This is a genomic window from Serpentinimonas maccroryi (assembly GCF_000828915.1).
GTDB lineage: Bacteria > Pseudomonadota > Gammaproteobacteria > Burkholderiales > Burkholderiaceae_C > Serpentinimonas > Serpentinimonas maccroryi.
Map to the genome: position 1 here is coordinate 1,168,175 of NZ_AP014569.1, position 18,746 is coordinate 1,186,920.

At 66.3% G+C, this 18,746-nt stretch carries 17 protein-coding genes; 4 read left to right on the forward strand and 13 right to left on the reverse strand.

Annotation, left to right across the window (positions count from 1 at the left end; all coding sequences use genetic code 11):
• Window positions 1–135 precede the first annotated feature (135 nt).
• The 8 genes from SMCB_RS05400 to SMCB_RS05435 form a co-directional block, all read right to left on the reverse strand.
• Window positions 136–1,311, reverse strand: a complete 1,176-nt coding sequence (locus SMCB_RS05400; protein ID WP_045535636.1) for an acetyl-CoA C-acyltransferase — start codon at window positions 1,309–1,311, stop codon at window positions 136–138.
• Between the two features lie 65 nt (window positions 1,312–1,376).
• Window positions 1,377–3,491 (reverse strand): 3-hydroxyacyl-CoA dehydrogenase NAD-binding domain-containing protein, encoded by a 2,115-nt coding sequence (locus tag SMCB_RS05405; protein WP_045535638.1) that lies wholly within the window; start codon window positions 3,489–3,491, stop codon window positions 1,377–1,379.
• Between the two features lie 133 nt (window positions 3,492–3,624).
• Window positions 3,625–4,320, reverse strand: a complete 696-nt coding sequence (locus tag SMCB_RS05410) for an ABC transporter ATP-binding protein (RefSeq protein WP_045535640.1) — start codon at window positions 4,318–4,320, stop codon at window positions 3,625–3,627.
• Window positions 4,321–4,338: 18 nt separating this feature from the next.
• A complete protein-coding gene (locus SMCB_RS05415) occupies window positions 4,339–5,109 on the reverse strand; it encodes an ABC transporter ATP-binding protein (protein WP_045535642.1) in 771 nt (256 codons plus the stop codon).
• On the reverse strand, window positions 5,106–6,404 hold the full coding sequence (locus SMCB_RS05420) for a branched-chain amino acid ABC transporter permease (RefSeq protein WP_045535643.1): 1,299 nt from the start codon (window positions 6,402–6,404) through the stop codon (window positions 5,106–5,108). The genes SMCB_RS05415 and SMCB_RS05420 overlap by 4 nt, the downstream gene beginning before the upstream one ends.
• A 13-nt stretch (window positions 6,405–6,417) precedes the next feature.
• Entirely contained in the window at window positions 6,418–7,443 is a 1,026-nt protein-coding gene (locus SMCB_RS05425; RefSeq protein WP_045535645.1) for a branched-chain amino acid ABC transporter permease, read from the reverse strand.
• A gap of 16 nt (window positions 7,444–7,459) precedes the next feature.
• Entirely contained in the window at window positions 7,460–8,713 is a 1,254-nt protein-coding gene (locus tag SMCB_RS05430; protein ID WP_045535647.1) for a branched-chain amino acid ABC transporter substrate-binding protein, read from the reverse strand.
• A gap of 115 nt (window positions 8,714–8,828) precedes the next feature.
• On the reverse strand, window positions 8,829–10,466 hold the full coding sequence (locus SMCB_RS05435; protein WP_045535648.1) for a 3-(methylthio)propionyl-CoA ligase: 1,638 nt from the start codon (window positions 10,464–10,466) through the stop codon (window positions 8,829–8,831).
• A gap of 94 nt (window positions 10,467–10,560) precedes the next feature.
• Here SMCB_RS05435 and SMCB_RS05440 point away from each other — a divergent pair, with 94 nt between their 5' ends.
• Genes SMCB_RS05440 through SMCB_RS05450 form a run of 4 tightly spaced genes read left to right on the forward strand, consistent with a single transcriptional unit; the run spans window position 10,561 to window position 13,623 of the window.
• A complete protein-coding gene (locus tag SMCB_RS05440; protein WP_045535650.1) occupies window positions 10,561–12,039 on the forward strand; it encodes a protein adenylyltransferase SelO in 1,479 nt (492 codons plus the stop codon).
• A 42-nt stretch (window positions 12,040–12,081) separates the two neighbouring features.
• Window positions 12,082–12,519, forward strand: a complete 438-nt coding sequence (msrB, locus tag SMCB_RS05445; protein ID WP_045535651.1) for a peptide-methionine (R)-S-oxide reductase MsrB — start codon at window positions 12,082–12,084, stop codon at window positions 12,517–12,519.
• Window positions 12,516–12,800 carry a BolA family protein gene (locus tag SMCB_RS12435; RefSeq protein ID WP_420834899.1) on the forward strand — a complete coding sequence of 95 codons (285 nt, stop codon included), beginning with the start codon at window positions 12,516–12,518 and terminating at the stop codon, window positions 12,798–12,800. The genes msrB and SMCB_RS12435 overlap by 4 nt, the downstream gene beginning before the upstream one ends.
• Window positions 12,801–12,849: 49 nt before the next feature.
• A complete protein-coding gene (locus SMCB_RS05450; RefSeq protein ID WP_045535653.1) occupies window positions 12,850–13,623 on the forward strand; it encodes a peptidylprolyl isomerase in 774 nt (257 codons plus the stop codon).
• A gap of 59 nt (window positions 13,624–13,682) precedes the next feature.
• Here SMCB_RS05450 and SMCB_RS05455 read toward each other — a convergent pair whose 3' ends face one another.
• The 5 genes from SMCB_RS05455 to zapE all read right to left on the reverse strand — a co-directional run bounded on the left by SMCB_RS05455 (window position 13,683) and on the right by zapE (window position 18,726).
• Entirely contained in the window at window positions 13,683–14,666 is a 984-nt protein-coding gene (locus tag SMCB_RS05455) for a 2-hydroxyacid dehydrogenase (protein ID WP_045535656.1), read from the reverse strand.
• Window positions 14,663–15,406 carry a nitroreductase gene (locus SMCB_RS05460; RefSeq protein WP_045535659.1) on the reverse strand — a complete coding sequence of 248 codons (744 nt, stop codon included), beginning with the start codon at window positions 15,404–15,406 and terminating at the stop codon, window positions 14,663–14,665. The genes SMCB_RS05455 and SMCB_RS05460 overlap by 4 nt, the downstream gene beginning before the upstream one ends.
• A 124-nt stretch (window positions 15,407–15,530) precedes the next feature.
• Window positions 15,531–15,992 (reverse strand): acyl-CoA thioesterase, encoded by a 462-nt coding sequence (locus tag SMCB_RS05465; RefSeq protein ID WP_045535660.1) that lies wholly within the window; start codon window positions 15,990–15,992, stop codon window positions 15,531–15,533.
• A complete protein-coding gene (dnaB, locus tag SMCB_RS05470; RefSeq protein WP_045535662.1) occupies window positions 15,985–17,397 on the reverse strand; it encodes a replicative DNA helicase in 1,413 nt (470 codons plus the stop codon). Before dnaB ends, SMCB_RS05465 begins: the two co-directional genes overlap by 8 nt.
• 72 nt (window positions 17,398–17,469) lie before the next feature.
• Window positions 17,470–18,726 carry a cell division protein ZapE gene (gene zapE, locus SMCB_RS05475; protein ID WP_231851261.1) on the reverse strand — a complete coding sequence of 419 codons (1,257 nt, stop codon included), beginning with the start codon at window positions 18,724–18,726 and terminating at the stop codon, window positions 17,470–17,472.
• Window positions 18,727–18,746: the final 20 nt, after the last annotated feature.

The window sequence follows — 18,746 nt, forward strand, 5'->3', positions numbered from 1 at the left end:
GGGCGTGGAGAAAGTCCAGCTCAGATGGGTAAGTCGACTACAAGCTCGAGCTTTTACAACACGAGCGTGCATGCTCTAGCTGAGTGAGCACGCCCGGTCGGTTGCGGTTCCGGGATTGGGTTGAAAATTTGGCGGTTACAGCACCTCAAATACCCCAGCCGCGCCCATGCCGCCGCCGATGCACATGGTTACGCACACCCGTTTGGCGCCGCGCCGCTTGCCCTCGATCAGCGCGTGGCCGGTCAGGCGCTGGCCCGAGACGCCGTAGGGGTGGCCGAGCGCGATCGCGCCGCCGTTGACGTTGAGCCGCTCGTTGGGGATGCCGAGCCGGTCGCGGCAATAAAGCACCTGCACGGCAAAGGCTTCGTTGAGCTCCCACAGTTCGATGTCATCGACCTTGAGGCCCAATTTGGCCAGCACCTTGGGCACGGCAAACACCGGGCCGATGCCCATTTCGTCGGGCTCGCACCCGGCCACGGCAAAGCCGAGGAAGCGGCCCAGCGGCTGCAAGCCCTGTTTTTGCACCAGGCTTTCGTGCATCAGCACGCAGGCGCCGGCGCCGTCGCTGAACTGGCTGGCGTTGCCGGCGGCCACCACGCCACCGGGCAGCGCCGGTTTGATGCCGCTGATGCCCTCGCGCGTGGTGCCAGCGCGCAGGCCTTCGTCTAGGCTCACGCTGACGGTGCGCGTGATCAGGCCCAGGGTTTTGTCGGCCACGCCGGCGCGCACCTCGATGGGCGCGATCTCGTCGGCAAAGCGCCCTGCGGCCTGTGCGGCGCAGGCTTTTTGCTGGCTGGCGGCACCGTATTCGTCCATCGCCTCGCGCCCGATGCCGTAGCGCTGCGCCACCTGTTCGGCGGTTTGCAGCATGCTCCAGTAGATCGCCGGTTTGGCCTGCTGGAGCGCCGGGTCGATCAGCATGTGCTGGTTCATTTCCTGCTGCACGCACGAAATGCTCTCGACACCCCCGGCGACATAGACCTCGCCCTCGCCGGCGATGATGCGCTGCGCCGCCAGCGCGATGGTTTGCAGGCCCGAGGAGCAAAAGCGGTTCACCGTGAGGCCGGAGGTGCTCACCGGGCAACCGGCGGCGAGCGCGATCTGGCGCGCGATGTTCATGCCGGTGGCCCCTTCGGGGTTGGCACAGCCCATGATCACGTCTTCGACCGCGGCCGGATCGATGCCGGCGCGGGCAATGGCATGGCGCACCGCATGGCCGCCCAGCGTGGCCCCATGGGTGAGGTTGAAAGACCCTTTCCAGCTTTTGGCCAGCGGGGTGCGTGCGGTGGATACGATGAGGGCGTGGCTCATGGGCTGATGCTCCAGATTGGGTTGCGGCTTTCGACCGTTGATTTGCCGGTGAATTGACCGGTGATTTAGCCGGTGAACGTGCGGCCTTCGGCGAGCAGGCGCTCGATCAACGGGGCGGGCTGCCAAAAGGCGCTGTCGTCGTAGGGGTTGCGGGCAAAGCGGCGCATGGCTTGCACCACGTTGCACAGGCCGTACTGGTCGGCGTAGTGCATCGGGCCGCCGCGCCAGACCGGGAAGCCGTAGCCGGTGAGGTACACCATGTCGATATCGCCGGCCTTGGCGGCGATGCCCTCTTGCAGCAGGTGCGCGCCTTCGTTGACCAGCGCAAACACCATGCGCTGCACGATTTCTTCGTCGTCGATGGCGCGCGGCTTGCGCCCCAGGCTCTGGCAATGCTGGGCGAGCAGTTGCTGCACCAGCGGGCTGGGGATGGGGTCGCGCTTGCCCGGGGCGTAGTCGTACCAGCCGGCGCCGGTTTTTTGGCCAAAACGCCCGAGTTCGCACAGCAAATCGGCGGTTTTGCTGTAGCGCACCTCGGGCTTTTCCACGTAGCGGCGCTTGCGGATGGCCCAGCCGATGTCGTTGCCGGCCAGATCGCCGACGCGAAACGGCCCCATGGCAAATCCGAACTGCTCTAGGGCCCGATCGACCTGCTGCGGCGTGCAGCCCTCGTCGAGCAGGAAGCCGGCTTGGCGCACGTATTGCTCGAGCATGCGGTTGCCGATGAAGCCGTCGCACACGCCCGAGACCACGCAGGTTTTTTTGATCGTCTTGCCCAGCGCCATGACGGTGGCCAGCACGTCGTGGGCGGTTTGTGCGCCGCGCACCACTTCGAGCAGCTTCATCACGTTGGCGGGGCTAAAGAAGTGCAGCCCGACCACGTCTTGCGGGCGCCGGGTGAAGCCGGCGATGCGGTTGAGGTCCAGCGTCGAGGTGTTGGAGGCCAAAATGGCGCCGGGCTTCATGACCGCATCGAGCTGTTTGAACACTTGCTCCTTGACGCCCATGTCCTCGAACACGGCTTCGATCACCAGATCGGCGTCGGCCAAGTCGGCGTAGCTCAGGGTGCTGCGCAGCAATGCGAGGCGCTGATCGAGCTTGTCCTGCTTGAGCTTGCCCTTGCTGACTTGGGCCTGGTAGTTTTTGTGGATGGTGGCCAGCCCGCGATCGAGCGCGGCCTGCTGCTGCTCGAGCAACACCACTGGGATGCCGGCGTTGAGGAAGTTCATGGCGATGCCGCCGCCCATGGTGCCGGCCCCGATGACGGCCACCGAGCGGATGGGGCGCGTCGGGGTGTCGGCGGGCACGTCGGCGATTTTGCTGGCGGCGCGCTCGGCCGCGAACACGTGGCGCAGCGCCATGCTCTCGGGCGTGTGCATCAGGTTGACGAACATTTCGCGCTCCAGCGCCAGCCCGTCTTCAAAGGGCTTGTGTGTGGCCAGCTCCACGGCGTCGATGCACTTGAGCGGAGCCGGGTAGCGCGGCGCCATGCCCTTGGCCATGTTGCGCGCAAACTGGAAATAGGCCGCGCCCTGCGGGTGCTGGCACGGCAGATCGCGCACCCGTGGCAGCGGCGTGCCGTCGGCGTGGCGCTGCGCCACCTCGTGCGCCAGCGCCAGCGCTTCGTCGAGCAGCGTGTCGTTCGAGGCGGCGATGCGGTCGAACAGCTTTTGCCCTGGCAACTGGGCCAGCAGCTCGCTGGCCACCGGTTCACCGCTGACGATCAGGTTCAACGCCGGCTCTACGCCCAAGGCGCGCGGCAGGCGCTGGGTGCCGCCGGCGCCGGGAATCAGGCCCAGCTTGACTTCGGGCAGCGCCATGCGCGTGCCCGGGGCGGCGATGCGGTAGTGGCAACCCAGCGCCAGCTCCAACCCGCCGCCCATGCAGATGCCGTGCAGGGCCGCTAGCACCGGCTTGGGCGAGGACTCGCAGGCGCGGATCAGGCCGTGCAGATTGGGCTCTTGGTAGGCCTTGGGGGAGCCGAACTCTTTGATGTCGGCGCCGCTGGAAAACAGCTTGCCGGCCCCGGCGAGCACGATGGCCTGCACCGAAGGGTCGTCCTGCGCCCGCTGCAGCGCCTGCACCGCGGCGCGGCGCGTGGCCAGCCCCATGCCGTTCATGGGCGGGTTGTCGAGCGTGATCACGGCCACTGCGCCGTGGGTTTGGTAATGCGCGGTCATGCGGTCTCCTGTAGGGGGGTGGCAAGGCAGCTGCGGGCGGCAAAAAAGCACGACCGTTCGCTCGCTGGAGATTTTACAAAGGCGTGGGGGCGGCGCCTAGTGGCGGCTGTCGCCGGTTTGTCAGGCGCAGCGGCTAGACCTCGAGCCACTCGCGGCGGATGTAGCGGTTTTCTTGCAGGGCGGCCGGGGTGTCGTCGAACACGATGCTGCCGTGGCCCATGACCAGCGCGCGATCCGAAATCTGCAAGGCGATGGTCAGCTTTTGCTCGATCAGCAGCACCGACACGCGCCGGGCCTTGAGGGTTTGCAAAAACGCCGCCACCTGCTCGACGATCTTGGGCGCCAGGCCCTCGGTGGGCTCGTCGATGATGATCAGCTCCGGGTCGCCCATGAGGGTGCGGCACAGGGTCAGCATCTGCTGCTCGCCACCCGACAGCACCCCGGCCTCGGTGTGCTCGCGCTCTTTGAGGCGCGGGAACATGGCGTACATGTCGTCGAAGCTCCAGCTGTTTTTGCTGCGGCCACTTTTGACGCCCAGCAGCAGGTTTTGCTGCACCGTGAGCTTGGGGAAAATGTCGCGGCTCTCGGGCACGTAGCCGATGCCTAGGTGCGCCACCTCGTAGGGTTTGCGCCCGCCGATGCGCTGGCCCTTCCAGACGATGCTGCCCTCGGTATCGACCAGCCCCATGATGGCCTTGGCCGTGGTCGAGCGCCCGGAACCGTTGCGCCCCAGCAGGGCCACGATTTCACCCGGCGCAACCTTGAACTGCACCCCATGCAGGATGTGGCTTTTGCCGTAAAAGGCGTGTAGGTTGTCGATTTCCAGCATGTTTGCTCTCTGCGCCTTTTAGTGCGCGGCGGCCAGCACCGAGCCCAGGTAGGCCTCTTGCACCCGCGGGTTGGCGCGCACCGCCTCGGGGGTGTCGAAGGCGATCAGCTCGCCATAGACCAGCACCGCGATCTTGTCGGCGAGGCCAAACACCACGCCCATGTCGTGCTCGACCGTGAGCAGGGTCTTGCCCTCCGTGACTTCGCGGATCAGGTCGATGAAGCGCTTGGTCTCGCTTTTGCTCATGCCCGCCGTGGGCTCGTCGAGCAAGACCACGCCGGCGCCCCCGGCGATGGTGACGCCGATCTCGAGCGCGCGCTGCTCGGCGTAGCTCAGGTTCATGGCCAAGGTGTCGCGTTTCTTTTCCAGCCGCATAAGGTGCAGCAGCGCATCGACGCGCTCGATCACGTCTTCGAGGTCGGCCAGAAACTTGAGGAAGGTGTAGCGGTAGCCCAGGCTCCAGAGCACGGCGCAGCGCAGGTTCTCGAACACGCTGAGCTTGGGGAACAGGTTGGTGATCTGGAAGCTGCGGCTCAGGCCCATGCGGTTGATGGCGTAGGCTGGTTTGCCGTCGATGCGCTGGCCGTTGAGCCAGATTTCGCCGCTGCTGGGCCCAAAGCGCCCGCTCATCAGGTTGAACAGGGTCGATTTGCCGGCCCCGTTGGGACCGATGATGGCCACCCGCTCCCCAGCGGCCACGGCCAGATCGACGCCACGGATGATCTCGGTTTTGCCAAAGCGCTTGCACACGCCCTTGAGCTCGATCGCATACGGTGCGGCGCTGCTCATGTGGTCTCCCGGCGTTTGATTTCTTTTTCGATGTCGGTCTGGATCGCGGCCCACTGCTGGCTGAAGCTGCGCCTACAGAGCTCGAACAGGCCAAAACTGGTGAGCGCCACGAACACGGCCCCGAACCAGACATCGAGATCGAGCGTGTTGAGCGACATGCCCAAGAACGGCACCACATCACCCATGGCGGTGCCCAGTTGCAGGTGGTAGATCATCTCGATCAGCGCCCCCATGCTAACCAGCAGCGCCAGCGCCGTGGCCCCGAGCCCAAGGTAGCTGGCCCAGAGCTCGCCCAAGCGGCCAAACATGGCCAAGCGCAGGTTCATCATGATCAGCCCGGCGATGCCGCCCGGTGCGTACATCACCATGAAGACGAAGATCAGCCCGAGGTAGAGCATCCAGGCCTTGGTGATTTCGGAGAACATCACGAACGCCAGCACCATTAGGATGCCGCCGATGATGGGGCCAAAGAAAAAGGTCACGCCGCCCAGAAAGGCAAACAGCAGGTAGGAGCCCGAGCGGATCGGGCCCACCACCTCGGAGGTGACGATCTCGAACAACACCGCCGCCATGCCGCCTGCGATGCCGGCAAAGAAGCCGGCGATCATGAACACCAGGTAGCGCACGGTTTGCGGGTCGTAGCCGATGAACTCGACCCGCTCCGGGTTGTCGCGCACCGCGTTGATGATGCGCCCCAGCGGCGTGCGGGTGTAGGCAAACATCAGCGCCACGCACAGGAAGGTGTACACCGCGATCAGGTAATAGACCTCGATCAGGGGCCCGAAACTGATGCCCCAAAACGGCTCCCCGATCACGCGGTCGGCCGAGACCCCGGCTTCACCGCCAAAGAAGATGAAAAACACCATCGAGGCGATGAAGATCAGCTCACCCACCCCGAGCGTGATCATGGCGAAAGCGGTGCCGGCTTTTTTGGTCGTCACGTAGCCAAACAGCAAGGCGAAAAACAGCCCGGCAAAGCCGCCGATCAAGGGAATCAGGGCCACCGCCGGTACCGGCAAACCGGCATCGCCCAGCAGCAGCAGCGCATGCATGGCCACATAAGTGCCCAGCCCGGCATAGACGGCGTGGCCAAAGCTGAGCATGCCGCCCTGCCCCAGCAACATGTTGAACGACAAGCAGGCGATGATGGCGATGCCCATCTGCGCCATCATGCTGATGGCAATGCTGCTGTCGAACACCAGTGGCGCCAACAGCAGCACCAAGGCAAAGAGCGACCAGATGAACCAGCGCCCGACATTGATGGGCCGGAATTGATAATACTTTGTGGCGGTCATGGGCTGCGGTCTTTCAGTGGTCGCGGTTGCCGAGCAAACCGTGTGGTCTGAAGATCAGCACCAGCACCAGCAGCAAAAAGGGCAGCAGCGGGGCCGCCTTGGACAGTGTGAACCGCATGAGCTCGTGCGCTTGCGCCTCGGCCGACAGCGCCACCCCCATGGCCAGCAACATGCTGCCCAGCGATTGGTCGATCGCCACCGCAAAGGTCTGCATGACGCCGATCAGCAGCGAAGCCAAAAAGGCCCCCGCCAGCGAGCCCAGCCCGCCCACCACCACCACCACGAACACGATCGCCCCGAGCGTGAGCGCCATCGCCGGTTCGGTGACGAAGGTGCTGCCCCCCATCACCCCCGCCAGCCCGGCCAACCCGGTGCCGGCGCCAAACACCAGCATGAACACGCGCGGCACATTGTGCCCCAGCGCCTCCACCATTTCGGGGTGCTTCAGGGCCGCCTGAATCACCAGCCCGACCCGGGTGCGCGTGATCAGCAGCCAGAGCGAGACCAGCATCAGCAGCGCCACGCCCATGATGAAGGCGCGCGTGGCTGGAAACAGCGAACAGATCGCTGTCCCGAGCGGCTGGCACTGCTCCAGCGCGGCCCGGCCCCAGGCAAACCCGAGGCTGCCGTCGGGCTGGCTGAGCAGCGTAAAGGCCGAGCCCTGCAGCAGCTCGGGCGGCCGGAACTCGACCGCGATCCGGCCCCAGATCAGCTGCACCAGCTCCAAGATGATGTACGACAAGCCGAACGTGACCATCAACTCGGGCACGTGCCCGTACTTGTGCACCTTGCGCAGGCTGTACTTCTCGAACAAGGCCCCGAGCAGCCCCACCAACAGCGGCACCAGCAACAGCGCGGCCCAAAAGCCCACGATCTGCGAGACCGCAAAGCCCATGTAGGCCCCGACCATATAGAAGCTGGCGTGGGCGAAGTTGAGCACGCCCATCATGCTGAAGATCAGCGTCAGGCCCGAACTGAGCATGAACAGCAGCAGCCCAAAGCTGATGCCGTTCAGCAACGAGATGATGAAGAACTCCATCGGCGCGCTTTCCGGATCAAACCGGGGCGGCCGGGCGTTGCATGGCGCAGCTCGTCGGGGTGCTGGCCACGTAGGCGTCGAAGCGGCGCACCAAGGCCAGCGTCATGCCGGTGTTCTCGGGGCTGTAGGGGTGCTGGGCATCGACGCGCTGCCAGCGCGTCAGAAACAGCGGCTGCTGCAACTGGTGGTCGGCGCGGCGCATTTCCACCGGGCCGCTGAAGCTGTTGAAGCGCAGCCCCGACATCGCGTGCGCCACCCGCACCGCGTTGGTCGAGCGCGCGTTTTGCATCGCCACCCCGAGCGCGTTCAGGATGTGGATGATCGAGCCGGTATAAAAATCGTCGTTGAAACGCTGGCGGAACTCGTTCATCCAGGTCTGCATCTGGCCGCCCATGTTGTAGTGGTTGTAGGCGATCTGGTACACGCGGCCTTCGGAGGCGGTGCCCAGCGCCGTCGGGGTGCCGGTGACGCCGGCGTAGTAGGTGAAAAAGCGGCCGCGGTAGCCGGCGTCGTTGGCGGCGCGAATGAGCAGCGTGAGGTCTGAGCCCCAGTTGCCGGTGATCACCGAATCGGCACCCGAGGCCATGATTTTGGCCACGTAGGGGGCAAAATCGCGCACCTGCGCCAGCGGGTGCAAGTCTTCGCCGACGATCTGGATGTCGGGCCGCTTGCGTGCCAGCATCTCTTTGGCAAAGCGCGCCACCTGGTGCCCGTGGGCGTAGTTCTGGTTGATCAGGAACACGCGCCGGATGGTGGGCTCGCCGCGGATGAAGGTGGTGAGCGCCTCCATCTTCATGGAGGTGTCGGCGTCGAAGCGGAAGTGCCAGAAACTGCAGCGGCTGTTGGTCAGATCCGGGTCCACCGCCGAGTGGTTCAAAAACACCACTTCTTGGCCCGGGTTGCGGCTGTTGTGGCGGTTCACGGCCTCGATGATGGCCCCGGCGATGCCCGAGCTGTTGCCTTGCGAGATGAAGCGGATGCCGCGGCCGATCGCCGCCTGCATGGCGGTGAGGGTTTCGGAGGCGCTGAGCTTGTTGTCAAAGCCCTCGATCTCGAAACGCACCCCGGCCGGGTTGCCGGCGCCGCTGAATTTTTCGGCAAAAAACTGAAAACTGCGCAGCTGGTTGATCCCCACCGGCCCCATCAGACCGGATTGCGGGTCGATCAGGGCGATGCGCACGGTTTCGCCGCGCTGCGCCCACGCCGGTACGGCGGGCAAGGCGCTGGTGAGCAAGGCGGCGGCGGTGAGTTCGCGGCGAGTCAGCTTCATGGGTTTGTCTCCTGTTGGTGGGGTTGTCGCCCATGCAGCTTAGCCACTTATGGGCTCAAACGCTCTAAGGGATTGCCCTAGCTGCTATCGCTTTGGTGACTGTGCCCCCCGCCGCTCATAATCCCGGCAGCCGGTAATCGCGCAACTGCTCCCTTAGCTTCATTTTTTGCATTTTTCCGGTGGCGCCCAGCGGGATCGACTCCAAAAAGATGACGTCGTCGGGGACCTGCCATTTGGCGATCTTGCCGGCGTAGAAGTCGAGCAGTTGCTCGCGCGTCAGCTCCTGCCCGGGCTTTTTGACCACCACCACCACCGGGCGCTCGTCCCACTTGGGGTGCGGCACGCCCACGCAAGCGGCCATCAGCACCGCCGGGTGCGCCATGGCGATGTTCTCGACGTCGATGGAGCCGATCCACTCGCCACCAGACTTGATCACGTCTTTGCTGCGGTCGGTGATCTGCATGAAGCCGTCGGCGTCGATGGTGGCCACGTCGCCGGTGGGGAACCAGCCGTCGAGCAGCGGCGGCGGGCCTTCGCCACGAAAATAATCGCGCACCACCCACGGCCCTTTGACCAGCAGCTCGCCCGCCGAACGCCCGTCCCAAGGCAGCTCGTGGCCGTGGGCATCGACGACCTTCATGTCGATGCCAAAGATCGCCCGCCCCTGCTTGAGGCGGATCTGCATCTGCTCGTCTTCGGGCAGGCTCAGGTGCTGGTTTTTGAGCGTGCACAGGGTGCCCAACGGGCTGAGCTCGGTCATGCCCCAAGCGTGCAGCACCTCGATGCCGTAGCGCTCCCTGAAAGCGCGGATCATGGCCGGCGGGCAGGCCGAGCCGCCGATCACGGTGCGCTGCAGCTGCGGCAGCTTCAGATCGTGCTGCCCCATGTGCGTGAGCAGCATCTGCCACACCGTGGGCACACCGGCGGCAAAGCTCACGCCCTCGCTGGCCAGCAGCTCATAGACCGATTTGCCGTCGAGCGCCGGGCCGGGCAGCACCAGCTTGCAGCCGACCGCGCAAGCCGAATAGGGTATGCCCCAGGCGTTGACGTGAAACATGGGCACCACCGGCAGCACGCTGTCGCGCGCGCTCAGGCACATCACGTCGGGCAAGGCAGAGGCGTAGGCGTGCAGGATGGTCGATTGGTGGCTGTAGAGCACGCCCTTGGGGTTGCCGGTGGTGCCGCTGGTGTAGCACAGGCTGGAGGCGCTGCGCTCATCGAAGCGCGGCCAGTTGTAGCTGCCGCTGTGGCCCTCGATCCAGCTCTCGTAGCTGGTTAACGCGGGCACCTGCTCAACCCCGGGCAAGCTGGCCAGCGCGGCTGGGTCGCACAAGGCCACCCACAGGCGCACGCTCGGGCATTGGGCGGCGATGGCCTGCACGATGGGCCAAAAGGTGAGGTCGAAGCACAGCACCTGGTCTTGGGCGTGGTTGACGATCCAAGCGATCTGCTGCGGCAGCAGGCGCGGGTTGATGGTGTGCAGCACGCGCCCAGAGCCGCTGACGCCGAAATACAGCTCAAAATGGCGGTAGCCGTTCCAAGCCAGCGAGGCCACGCGCTCGCCTTGCTCGAGGCCCAGCGCGTCGATGGCTTGCGCCAACTGGCGCGAACGCTGCGCTGCCACGGCGTAGCTGCTGCGGTGGATGTCGCCCTCGACCCGGCGCGAGACGATTTCGACCTCGCCGTGGTGTCGGGCCGCGTGTTCAATCAGGTCTGAAATCAGCAGGGGTTGCTCTTGCATCAGGCCAAGCATGGTTTGTGTCTCCGGTGGGTTGTCATGGCGCTATCTTAGTCGCGGCTCATCCCCACCGGCAACGGGGCCTAGCCGCGCAGGAGACAATGCCGGCATGGAATTGCAAAGCAGCCGCTTCGAGTCGCTGGGCGCGGCCTTTTACACCCGGCTCGGGCCGCAGCCCTTGGCCGACCCGTATTGGGTGGGCTGCAGCCCCGCCGCCGTGGCCGACCTCGGCTTGCCCGCCGCTTGGCCGCACAGCGCCGCGCACCTGGCCCAAGCCAGCGGCAATGCGCTCGCGCCCGGCGCCTCGCCGCTGGCCAGCGTGTACAGCGGGCACCAGTTTGGCGTGTGGGCCGGCCAGTTGGGCGACGGCCGGGCGCTGCTGCTGGGCGAGCGCGCCGGGCCCGAGGCGCTGTGGGAGGTGCAGCTCAAGGGCAGCGGCCTGACGCCCTACTCGCGCATGGGCGATGGCCGCGCCGTGCTGCGCAGCTCGATCCGGGAGTTTCTGTGCAGCGAGGCCATGCACGCGCTGGGCGTGCCGAGCACGCGCGCCCTGTGCATCACCGGCTCGCCCACGGCCGTGCGGCGCGAGCGCATCGAAACGGCAGCCGTGGTCACGCGGCTGGCGCCGAGCTTCATCCGCTTCGGGCATTTTGAGCATTTTTCGCGGCGCGGGCTGCACGCCGAGCTGCGCGCCCTGACCGAGTTCGTGATTGCCCACCACTACCCCGATTGCGCTGCTTGGCCGCAACCGGCGCAGCGCACCGCCGCGCTGCTGGCAGCCGTGACGCGGCGCACCGCCGAGCTGCTGGCGCAATGGCAGGCGCTGGGCTTTTGCCACGGCGTGATGAACACCGACAACATGAGCATCTTGGGGCTGACGATCGACTACGGCCCGTTCCAGTTCATGGACGGCTTTGATCCGCAACACATCTGCAACCACTCCGATGACGGCGGCCGCTACGCCTGGGCGCAACAGCCGCGCATCGCGCTCTGGAACCTGTACTGCTTGGCGCAAGCGCTGTTGCCGCTGCTAGACGATCTGGAGCAGGCGCGCGCGGCCCTGCAGCCCTTCGAGAGCCACTTTGCCGGCGCGCTGCAGCAGCGCCTGAACGCCAAGCTGGGCCTGAGCGAGCTGCGCCCCGACGACGCCCAGCTGAGCGACGACCTGCTGCGCCTGCTGGCCGACGAGCGCGCCGATTTCACTTGGTTCTGGCGCTGCCTGAGCGACGGCGTGGCCGACTATGCGCACAGCGCCCGTGTGGCCGACCTAGGGCCAGCGCGTGCGCAGCTGCAGCAATCCGATGCCTTCGATGCCTGGGCGCGGCGCTGGCGCGAACGCTTGCGCAGCGAAGCCGCACACACGCCCGAACAGGCGCGCGCCCTGATGCGACGCAGCAACCCGCGCCTGGTGCTGCGCAACCACCTGGCGCAAGCGGCCATCGAGGCCGCCGAGCAGCGCCAGTTCGAGCCCCTGCAGCGCCTGCAAGCCGCGCTGGCACAGCCCTACGACGATCTGCCCGACTGCGACGATCTGGCCGCTGCGGCCCCCGACTGGGCGGCACAGATCGTGCTGAGCTGCTCGTCCTGATGTGTGTATTTTTGTAAAACCCTAGCCGTTGCGTTACCGACCATGGAATTTGCCATCCACAAAAGCCCCGAGCAGTGGCGCGAACTGCTGGCCGCCAAAGCGGCCGAGCCGCTGGCCTACGCCGTGACCCGGCAAGCCGCCACCGAGCGCCCTTTCAGCGGCCGCTACGAAGCGCACTGGGCCCAAGGCCGCTACCACTGCATCTGCTGCGGCCAGCCTTTGTTTGACAGCGGCACCAAATTTGACGCCGGTTGCGGCTGGCCCAGCTTCAGCCACGCCCTAGCGGGTGCGGTGAGCGCGCGCCGCGACCACAGCCACGGCATGGTGCGCACCGAAACCCTGTGCAGCCAATGCGGCGCCCACCTCGGCCATGTGTTCGACGATGGCCCGGCCCCCACGGGCCTGCGCTACTGCATGAACTCGGCTGCGCTCGAGTGGCAAGCGCCCGACGGCCAGCGTAGCGATAATGGCACCCTGTGATACCCACCCCACCCCCCCCACCCCCTAGCGCCGAAGCGCTGCGCGCCACCTTACAGCAGAGCCTGGCGCCGCACCTGCTGGAAGTGATCGACGAAAGCGCTGCCCACGCTGGCCATGCTGGGGCCAACGCACACGGCTATGGCAGCCACTTTCGGGTGCGCATCGCGGCGGCGCGTTTTGACGGCTTGAGCCGTGTGGCGGCGCACCGGCTTGTGTATGATGCGCTTCGTCCCTTTATAGACGCAGGCTTGCACGCGCTGGCAATCGAGATTCGACGCTAGTTTGCACGCCACCCTAACGCCTTACTTCTTCGATCCTTCCCCTCAGCCCATGAAACTCCTGCTCACCGCCGTGGCCTTGGCCGCCACCCTCGCCCTGCCCGCTTATGCGCAAAACTTGGCCATCGTCAACGGCCAACCCGTGCCCACGGCGCGCCTCAATGCGCTGGTGCAACAAGCCGAACGCGGCGGCCGCACCGTGGACGACGCCATGCGCGCCCAGTTGCGCGAAGAGGCCATCATGCGCGAAATTTTTGCCCAAGAAGCCGAGCGCCGCGGTCTGCGTGCCAGCCCCGAGTTCCGCACCCAGGTGCAACTGGCCACGCAAACCTTGCTCATCCGCGAACTGTTCGCCGACTTCCAGCGCAAAAACCCGGTCACCGACGCCCAGGTGCAGGCCGAATACGCCAAATTCGCCGCCGCCAACCAGGGCCAAGAGTTCCGCGTGCGCCACATTTTGGTCGAGACCGAGGCCGAGGCCCGCGCCATTCTGGGCGAAATCCGCGCTGGCGCCAACTTCGAAGAACTGGCACGCACACGCTCGCGCGACCCCGGCTCCGCCCCGCGCGGCGGCGACCTCGACTGGGCCGGCGCCGACGTGTTCGTGCCCGAGTTCTCGCAAGCCATGATCAAGCTCGGCAAAGGCCAGCTGAGCGCCGAACCGGTGCGCACCCAGTTTGGCTGGCACCTGATCCGCGTCGACGACGTGCGCGCTGCGCAACTGCCGCCGCTGGAGGCACTCAGGCCGCAGATCGAGCAAAACCTGATGGAACAGCGCCTGATGGCATTTCAGGAAGATCTGCGCGGCCGGGCGCGGATTCGCTAAAGATCTGCGTTGGGGCGCCGATTGACGCCCTGAATCAACTCCACGGCTTCAGCCGGACTTCAAGCCGCTGGGTGCTTGACCGGAGTCAGCAGTTGGCCCCGCTGGTGGTAGGCGATCAAATTGTCTGCCGCCAGCAGCGCCATACCCAAACGGGTGCCCCGGGTGGAACTGGCGATGTGGGGCGTGAGCACCACGTTGGGCAGCTCCAGCAGCTCGGGCCGCACCTGCGGCTCGCCCTCGAACACGTCGAGCCCGGCGGCGGCAAGCTGGCCGCTGCGCAGCGCGTGCGCCAGCGCCCGCTCATCGACGATGCCACCGCGCGCCAAGTTGACCAAGGTGGCGCTGGGCTTCATCTGCGCCAGTTCGGCCGCGGCGATGGTGTGGTGGTTGGCGCTCGTGTAGGGCAGCACCAGCAGCAGGTGGTCGGCTTGGCGCAGCAACTCGGCTTTGCTCACGTAGCGGGCGGCGCAAGCACGTTCGGTGGCGGCATCGAGCGGATTGCGGTTGTGGTACAGCACCTGCATGGCAAAGCCGTGCGCGGCGCGGCGCGCGATCGCCTGCCCAATGCGCCCCATGCCCAGAATGCCCAGCGTGCTGTGGTGCACCTCGGCGCCCAGCAGCAAGTCGGCCGACCACTTGTGCCAGCGTCCGGCGCGCAGGTAGTGCTCGCCCTCGCTGATGCGCCGCGCCGTAGCCAGCAGCAGCGCCATGCCGAAGTCGGCCGTGCTTTCGGTGAGCACGTCGGGGGTGTTGCTGGCCTGCACGCCGTGGCGCGCTAGGGCCTCGAGGTCGAGGTTGTTGAAACCCACCGCCATGTTGGCAACCACGCGCAGCTGCGGGCAGGCGGCCAGCACGGTGGCGTCGATGCGCTCACCTTGGGTGGCCAACACCCCCCACTGCCCTTGCAAGCGCTCAATCAGCTCGGCCGGGGTCCAGACCGCGTCGTCGGGGTTGTCGCGCACCTCGAAGTGCGCGCTCAGGCGCTGCAGCACCTCGGGGAACAGACGGCGCGTGAGCAGCACGCCGGGCCGCTGCTGCTTCATTCGAGCCAGGTGGTGAAGGCAGCCACGGGCAGACGCGGGGTGCGAAAGGTGTTGATGGGGTCGCTGGGGTCGGCGTAGCCGAGCGCAAGCCCGCACACCAGCATCTCGTTGTCGCCCGCCCCCACGTGCGGCAGCACGATGCTGGCGTAGCCGTTCCAAGCCGCTTGGGCGCAGGCGTCCAGCCCGTGCGCACGAGCGGCCAGCGTCAGGTTTTGCAAAAACATGCCGGTATCGAGCAGCGAGCCGCCACCCATGGCCTTGTCAATGGTCACAAACAGCCCCACGGGCGCGTCGAAAAAACGGTAGTTGCGCTGCCACTGCGCGTGCATGCGGTCTTTGTCGCCCTTGCCGATGCCCAGCAGGGTGTACAGGCTCAGGCCGTTTTCGCGCCGCCGTTCGATGTAGGGGCTGATCCACTGCTTGGGGTAGTAGTCGTAGGATTCGCGGTATTGCTCGGCCAGTGCCGGGTCGGCGCGCACGGCGTCGTGGGCGGCGCAGACTTTTTGCACCAAGGCGTCCCGGCTGGCCCCCTGCAGCACATACACCTTCCAAGGCTGGGTGTTGGTGCCCGACGGGGCCCGGCTGGCGAGCGCCAGCAGCCGCTCCAGCAGCGGGCGCGGCACCGGTGTGGGCAAATAGGCACGGATCGACTGGCGGCTCTCGATCGCCGCTTCGACGCTGGCGGGGTCGGCCACCACGGGGCGCAAAAAGGGAGGATTCTGGGGGATGGCTGCGGTCATGCGGTGGGGCTCCGATGGTCTGAAGGGCGGGTGCAAGGTCGTGCACCAAGGTGGGGTCGGGATGCATTATGGCGGCTAAAAGCGCGCCCGCCCGGGCCCACAACGCCGCCTAGGCGACAGCCTCTTAAAGCAAACCGGTGAGCACGGCGTGCAAATCCGGCGGCAGCGGCACCGGGCGCCGTGTGGCCCGGTCCACATACACGTGCACGAAGTGCCCCGAGGCCGCGCACAGCGCCGCGCCTTGGGCATACAACCCGACCTGATAGCGCACGCTGGAGCGCCCCAAGTGCGCCACCCGCAAGCCGGCTTCGACCGGTTCGGGAAAAGCCAGCGGGGCAAAGTAGTTGCATTGGGTTTCGATCACCAGCCCGATCACCGCGCCGGCGTGGATGTCGAGCACGCCCTGTTCGATCAGGTAGCGGTTCACGGCCGTGTCGAACCAGCTGTAATAGACAACGTTGTTGACGTGGCCGTAGAGGTCGTTGTCCATCCAGCGCGTCTGGATCGGCATGAAGTGCCGGAACTCGGTGCGCGCCAGCGGGCTGGGGCGGGCCAGAGCGGGGGCCGGTGCAGCGGCTTCAGCCATGGTAGCCGCCCTCCTGCGCCAGGCTCTCGAAGCGCGTGAGCACGTTGAGAAAGGTGAGCTTGACGGTGCCGGTGGGACCGTTGCGCTGCTTGCCGATGATGATTTCGGCCACGCCCGGCTCTTTGCAAGCCTCTTTGGTGTAGTACTCGTCGCGGTAGATGAACATGATGATGTCGGCGTCTTGTTCGATGGCGCCCGATTCGCGCAGATCGCTCATCATCGGGCGCTTGTCGGTGCGGGTTTCGACCGAGCGATTGAGCTGCGAGAGCGCAATCACCGGGCATTGCAGCTCTTTGGCCAGCATCTTGAGGCCGCGCGAGATTTCGCCCAGTTCGGTGGCGCGGTTTTCGTCGCCCGAGGCGCTGCCACTCATCAGCTGCAAATAATCGACCACGATCAGCCCCAGCTTGCCGCACTGGCGCGCCAGCCGGCGCGCGTTGGCGCGCAGTTCGGCCGAGGTCAGCCCCGCCGTTTCGTCGATGTGCAGCGACACGTGGCGCAGTTTTTCGATCGCCTCGGTCAGGCGCGGCCACTCGTCTTCGTTGAGCTTGCCGGTGCGCAAGCGCCCTTGGTGGATGCGCCCGATCGAACCCACGATGCGCACCGCCAGCTGCGCCGCGCCCATCTCCATCGAAAACACCGCCACCGGCAGCCCCTCGTGCAGCGCCACGTGTTCGGCGATGTTGATGGCCAGCGCGGTTTTGCCCATCGAGGGCCGCGCCGCCAGCACCACCAAGTCGCCCGCCTGCAGGCCCGAGGTCATGCGGTCCAGGTCGATGAAGCCAGTCGGCACCCCGGTGATGTCGTTGGGGTTGTCGGCCATCTCCTGCACCCGGTCCATCAGATTGACGACGAGCGAATCGAGCGACTGAAAACCCTGCTTGAGGCGCGAGCCTTCTTCACCGATGTGGAAGATTTTTTGTTCGGCCTCGTCCAAAATGGTGGCCACCGGCCGGCCCTTGGGGTTGTAGGCGCTGCCGGCGATGTCGTCGCTGGCGCCGATGAGTTTGCGCAAAATCGCGCGCTCGCGCACGATTTCGGCGTAGCGGCGGATGTTGCCGGCGCTGGGCACAAACTGCGCCAGCGAATTCAGGTAGGCGAGCCCCCCGACCTCGTCGGCGCGCCCTTGGCCGCTCAGGTGCTCGAAAACGGTGATGACGTCGGCCGGCTTGCCGGCGTTGATCAGCGATGCGATGGCCGCGAAAATGAGCTGGTGTTCGCGCCGGTAGCAGTCGGATTCGACCATCAGGTCGGCGACCCGGTCCCAGGCGCTGTTGTCGAGCAGCAGCCCACCGAGCACGCTGGATTCGGATTCGATCGAGTGCGGCGGCACGCGCAGTTGCGCCACTTGGGGGTCCGGATAAGCCTCCGGGGGCAGATCGTCGAGAGCAAACAAAGCAGACATGGGGCAGAGTACCTTTCAGGGTCTGCGATCTTAACCAGCGCGGCGCGGCGTCTGGGTTTTTGCGTCTGGGTTTTAAGTCAGCCCGGTATCGACCTCGCGCCGCGCTTGCAGCAGGTACTCGCGCGACTGCATTTCGTTCAGGCGCGAGACGGTGCGCGGAAACTCGTGCGCCAGCGGGCCCTCGGTGTAGAGCTGCTCGGGCTGCACGGCCGCCGAGACGATGAGCTTGACGCGCCGGTCATAGAGCACATCGACCAGCCAGGTGAAGCGCCGCGCCTGCGAGGCCATGTTCACCGGCAGGTGCGGCACGTGACTGAGCAACACGGTGTGGAACTGGTTGGCGAGTTCGAGGTAGTCGTTTTGTGAGCGCGGGCCGCCGCACAGGGTGCGAAAGTCGAACCACACCACACCACCGGCGCGCCGGATGGCGCGGATGGTGCGCGCTTCGATCTGCAGCACCGGCTCTTGGTCGTGTGCTTCGGCCAAGCGCTCAAAGGCCGCTTCCATCTGCACCTCGACCTCGGGGCCCAGCGGCCACAGATACAGCGGCAGCTGCTCGAGCGTGCGCTGGCGGTAGTCGATGCCGTGATCGACGTTGAGCACGTCCATGCTGCGCTTGAGCCCTTCGATGGCCGGCAGGATGCGGTCGCGGTGCAGGCCGTCGGGGTACAGGCCGTCGGGGTGGAAGTTGCTGGTGGTGACGATGCCGATGCCGTATTTGTGCATGGCGTCGAGCACGCGGTGCAAGATCATGGCGTCGGTGACGTCGGCGACGTGGAACTCGTCGAAGCACACCAGCCGGTAGCGCACCGCCATGCGCCGCCCGAGCTCGTCGAGCGGGTTCACGGTGCCCTGCAGCTCGGCCAGTTGGCGGTGCACCTCGCGCATGAACTCGTGAAAATGCAGCCGGGTCTTGCGCCGCAGCGGCACCGCGTTGTAAAAGCAGTCCATCAAAAAGCTTTTGCCGCGCCCGACGCCGCCGTACAGATACACCCCGCGCGGTATGGGCAGGCGGTTGATGAACTTCTTGAGGGCGTTGGAGCGGCGCTGCTTGAAGTGCGTCCACTCGGCGGCGCAACGCTCCAGCGCCTCCACGGCGCGCAGTTGCGCCGGGTCGCTCTGGTAGCCGCGCTGGCGCAGCTCGGCTTCGTAGAGGGCGCGCACGGGCCCCCAAGCGGAGGCTGGCGCAGCAGCTGCTTGGGCCGCCGACCGGGCCTGCTGCGCCGCCGTCCGCTCGGCGGGCGTGGCCACCGGGGCATCGAGCGAGGAGGCGCTGCCCGCTTCGGCGGCTGGATCGGTCAGTCCGCTCATCGCGCTGGGCTCGGGCATTGCAGGGCCAGCTGTGCCTA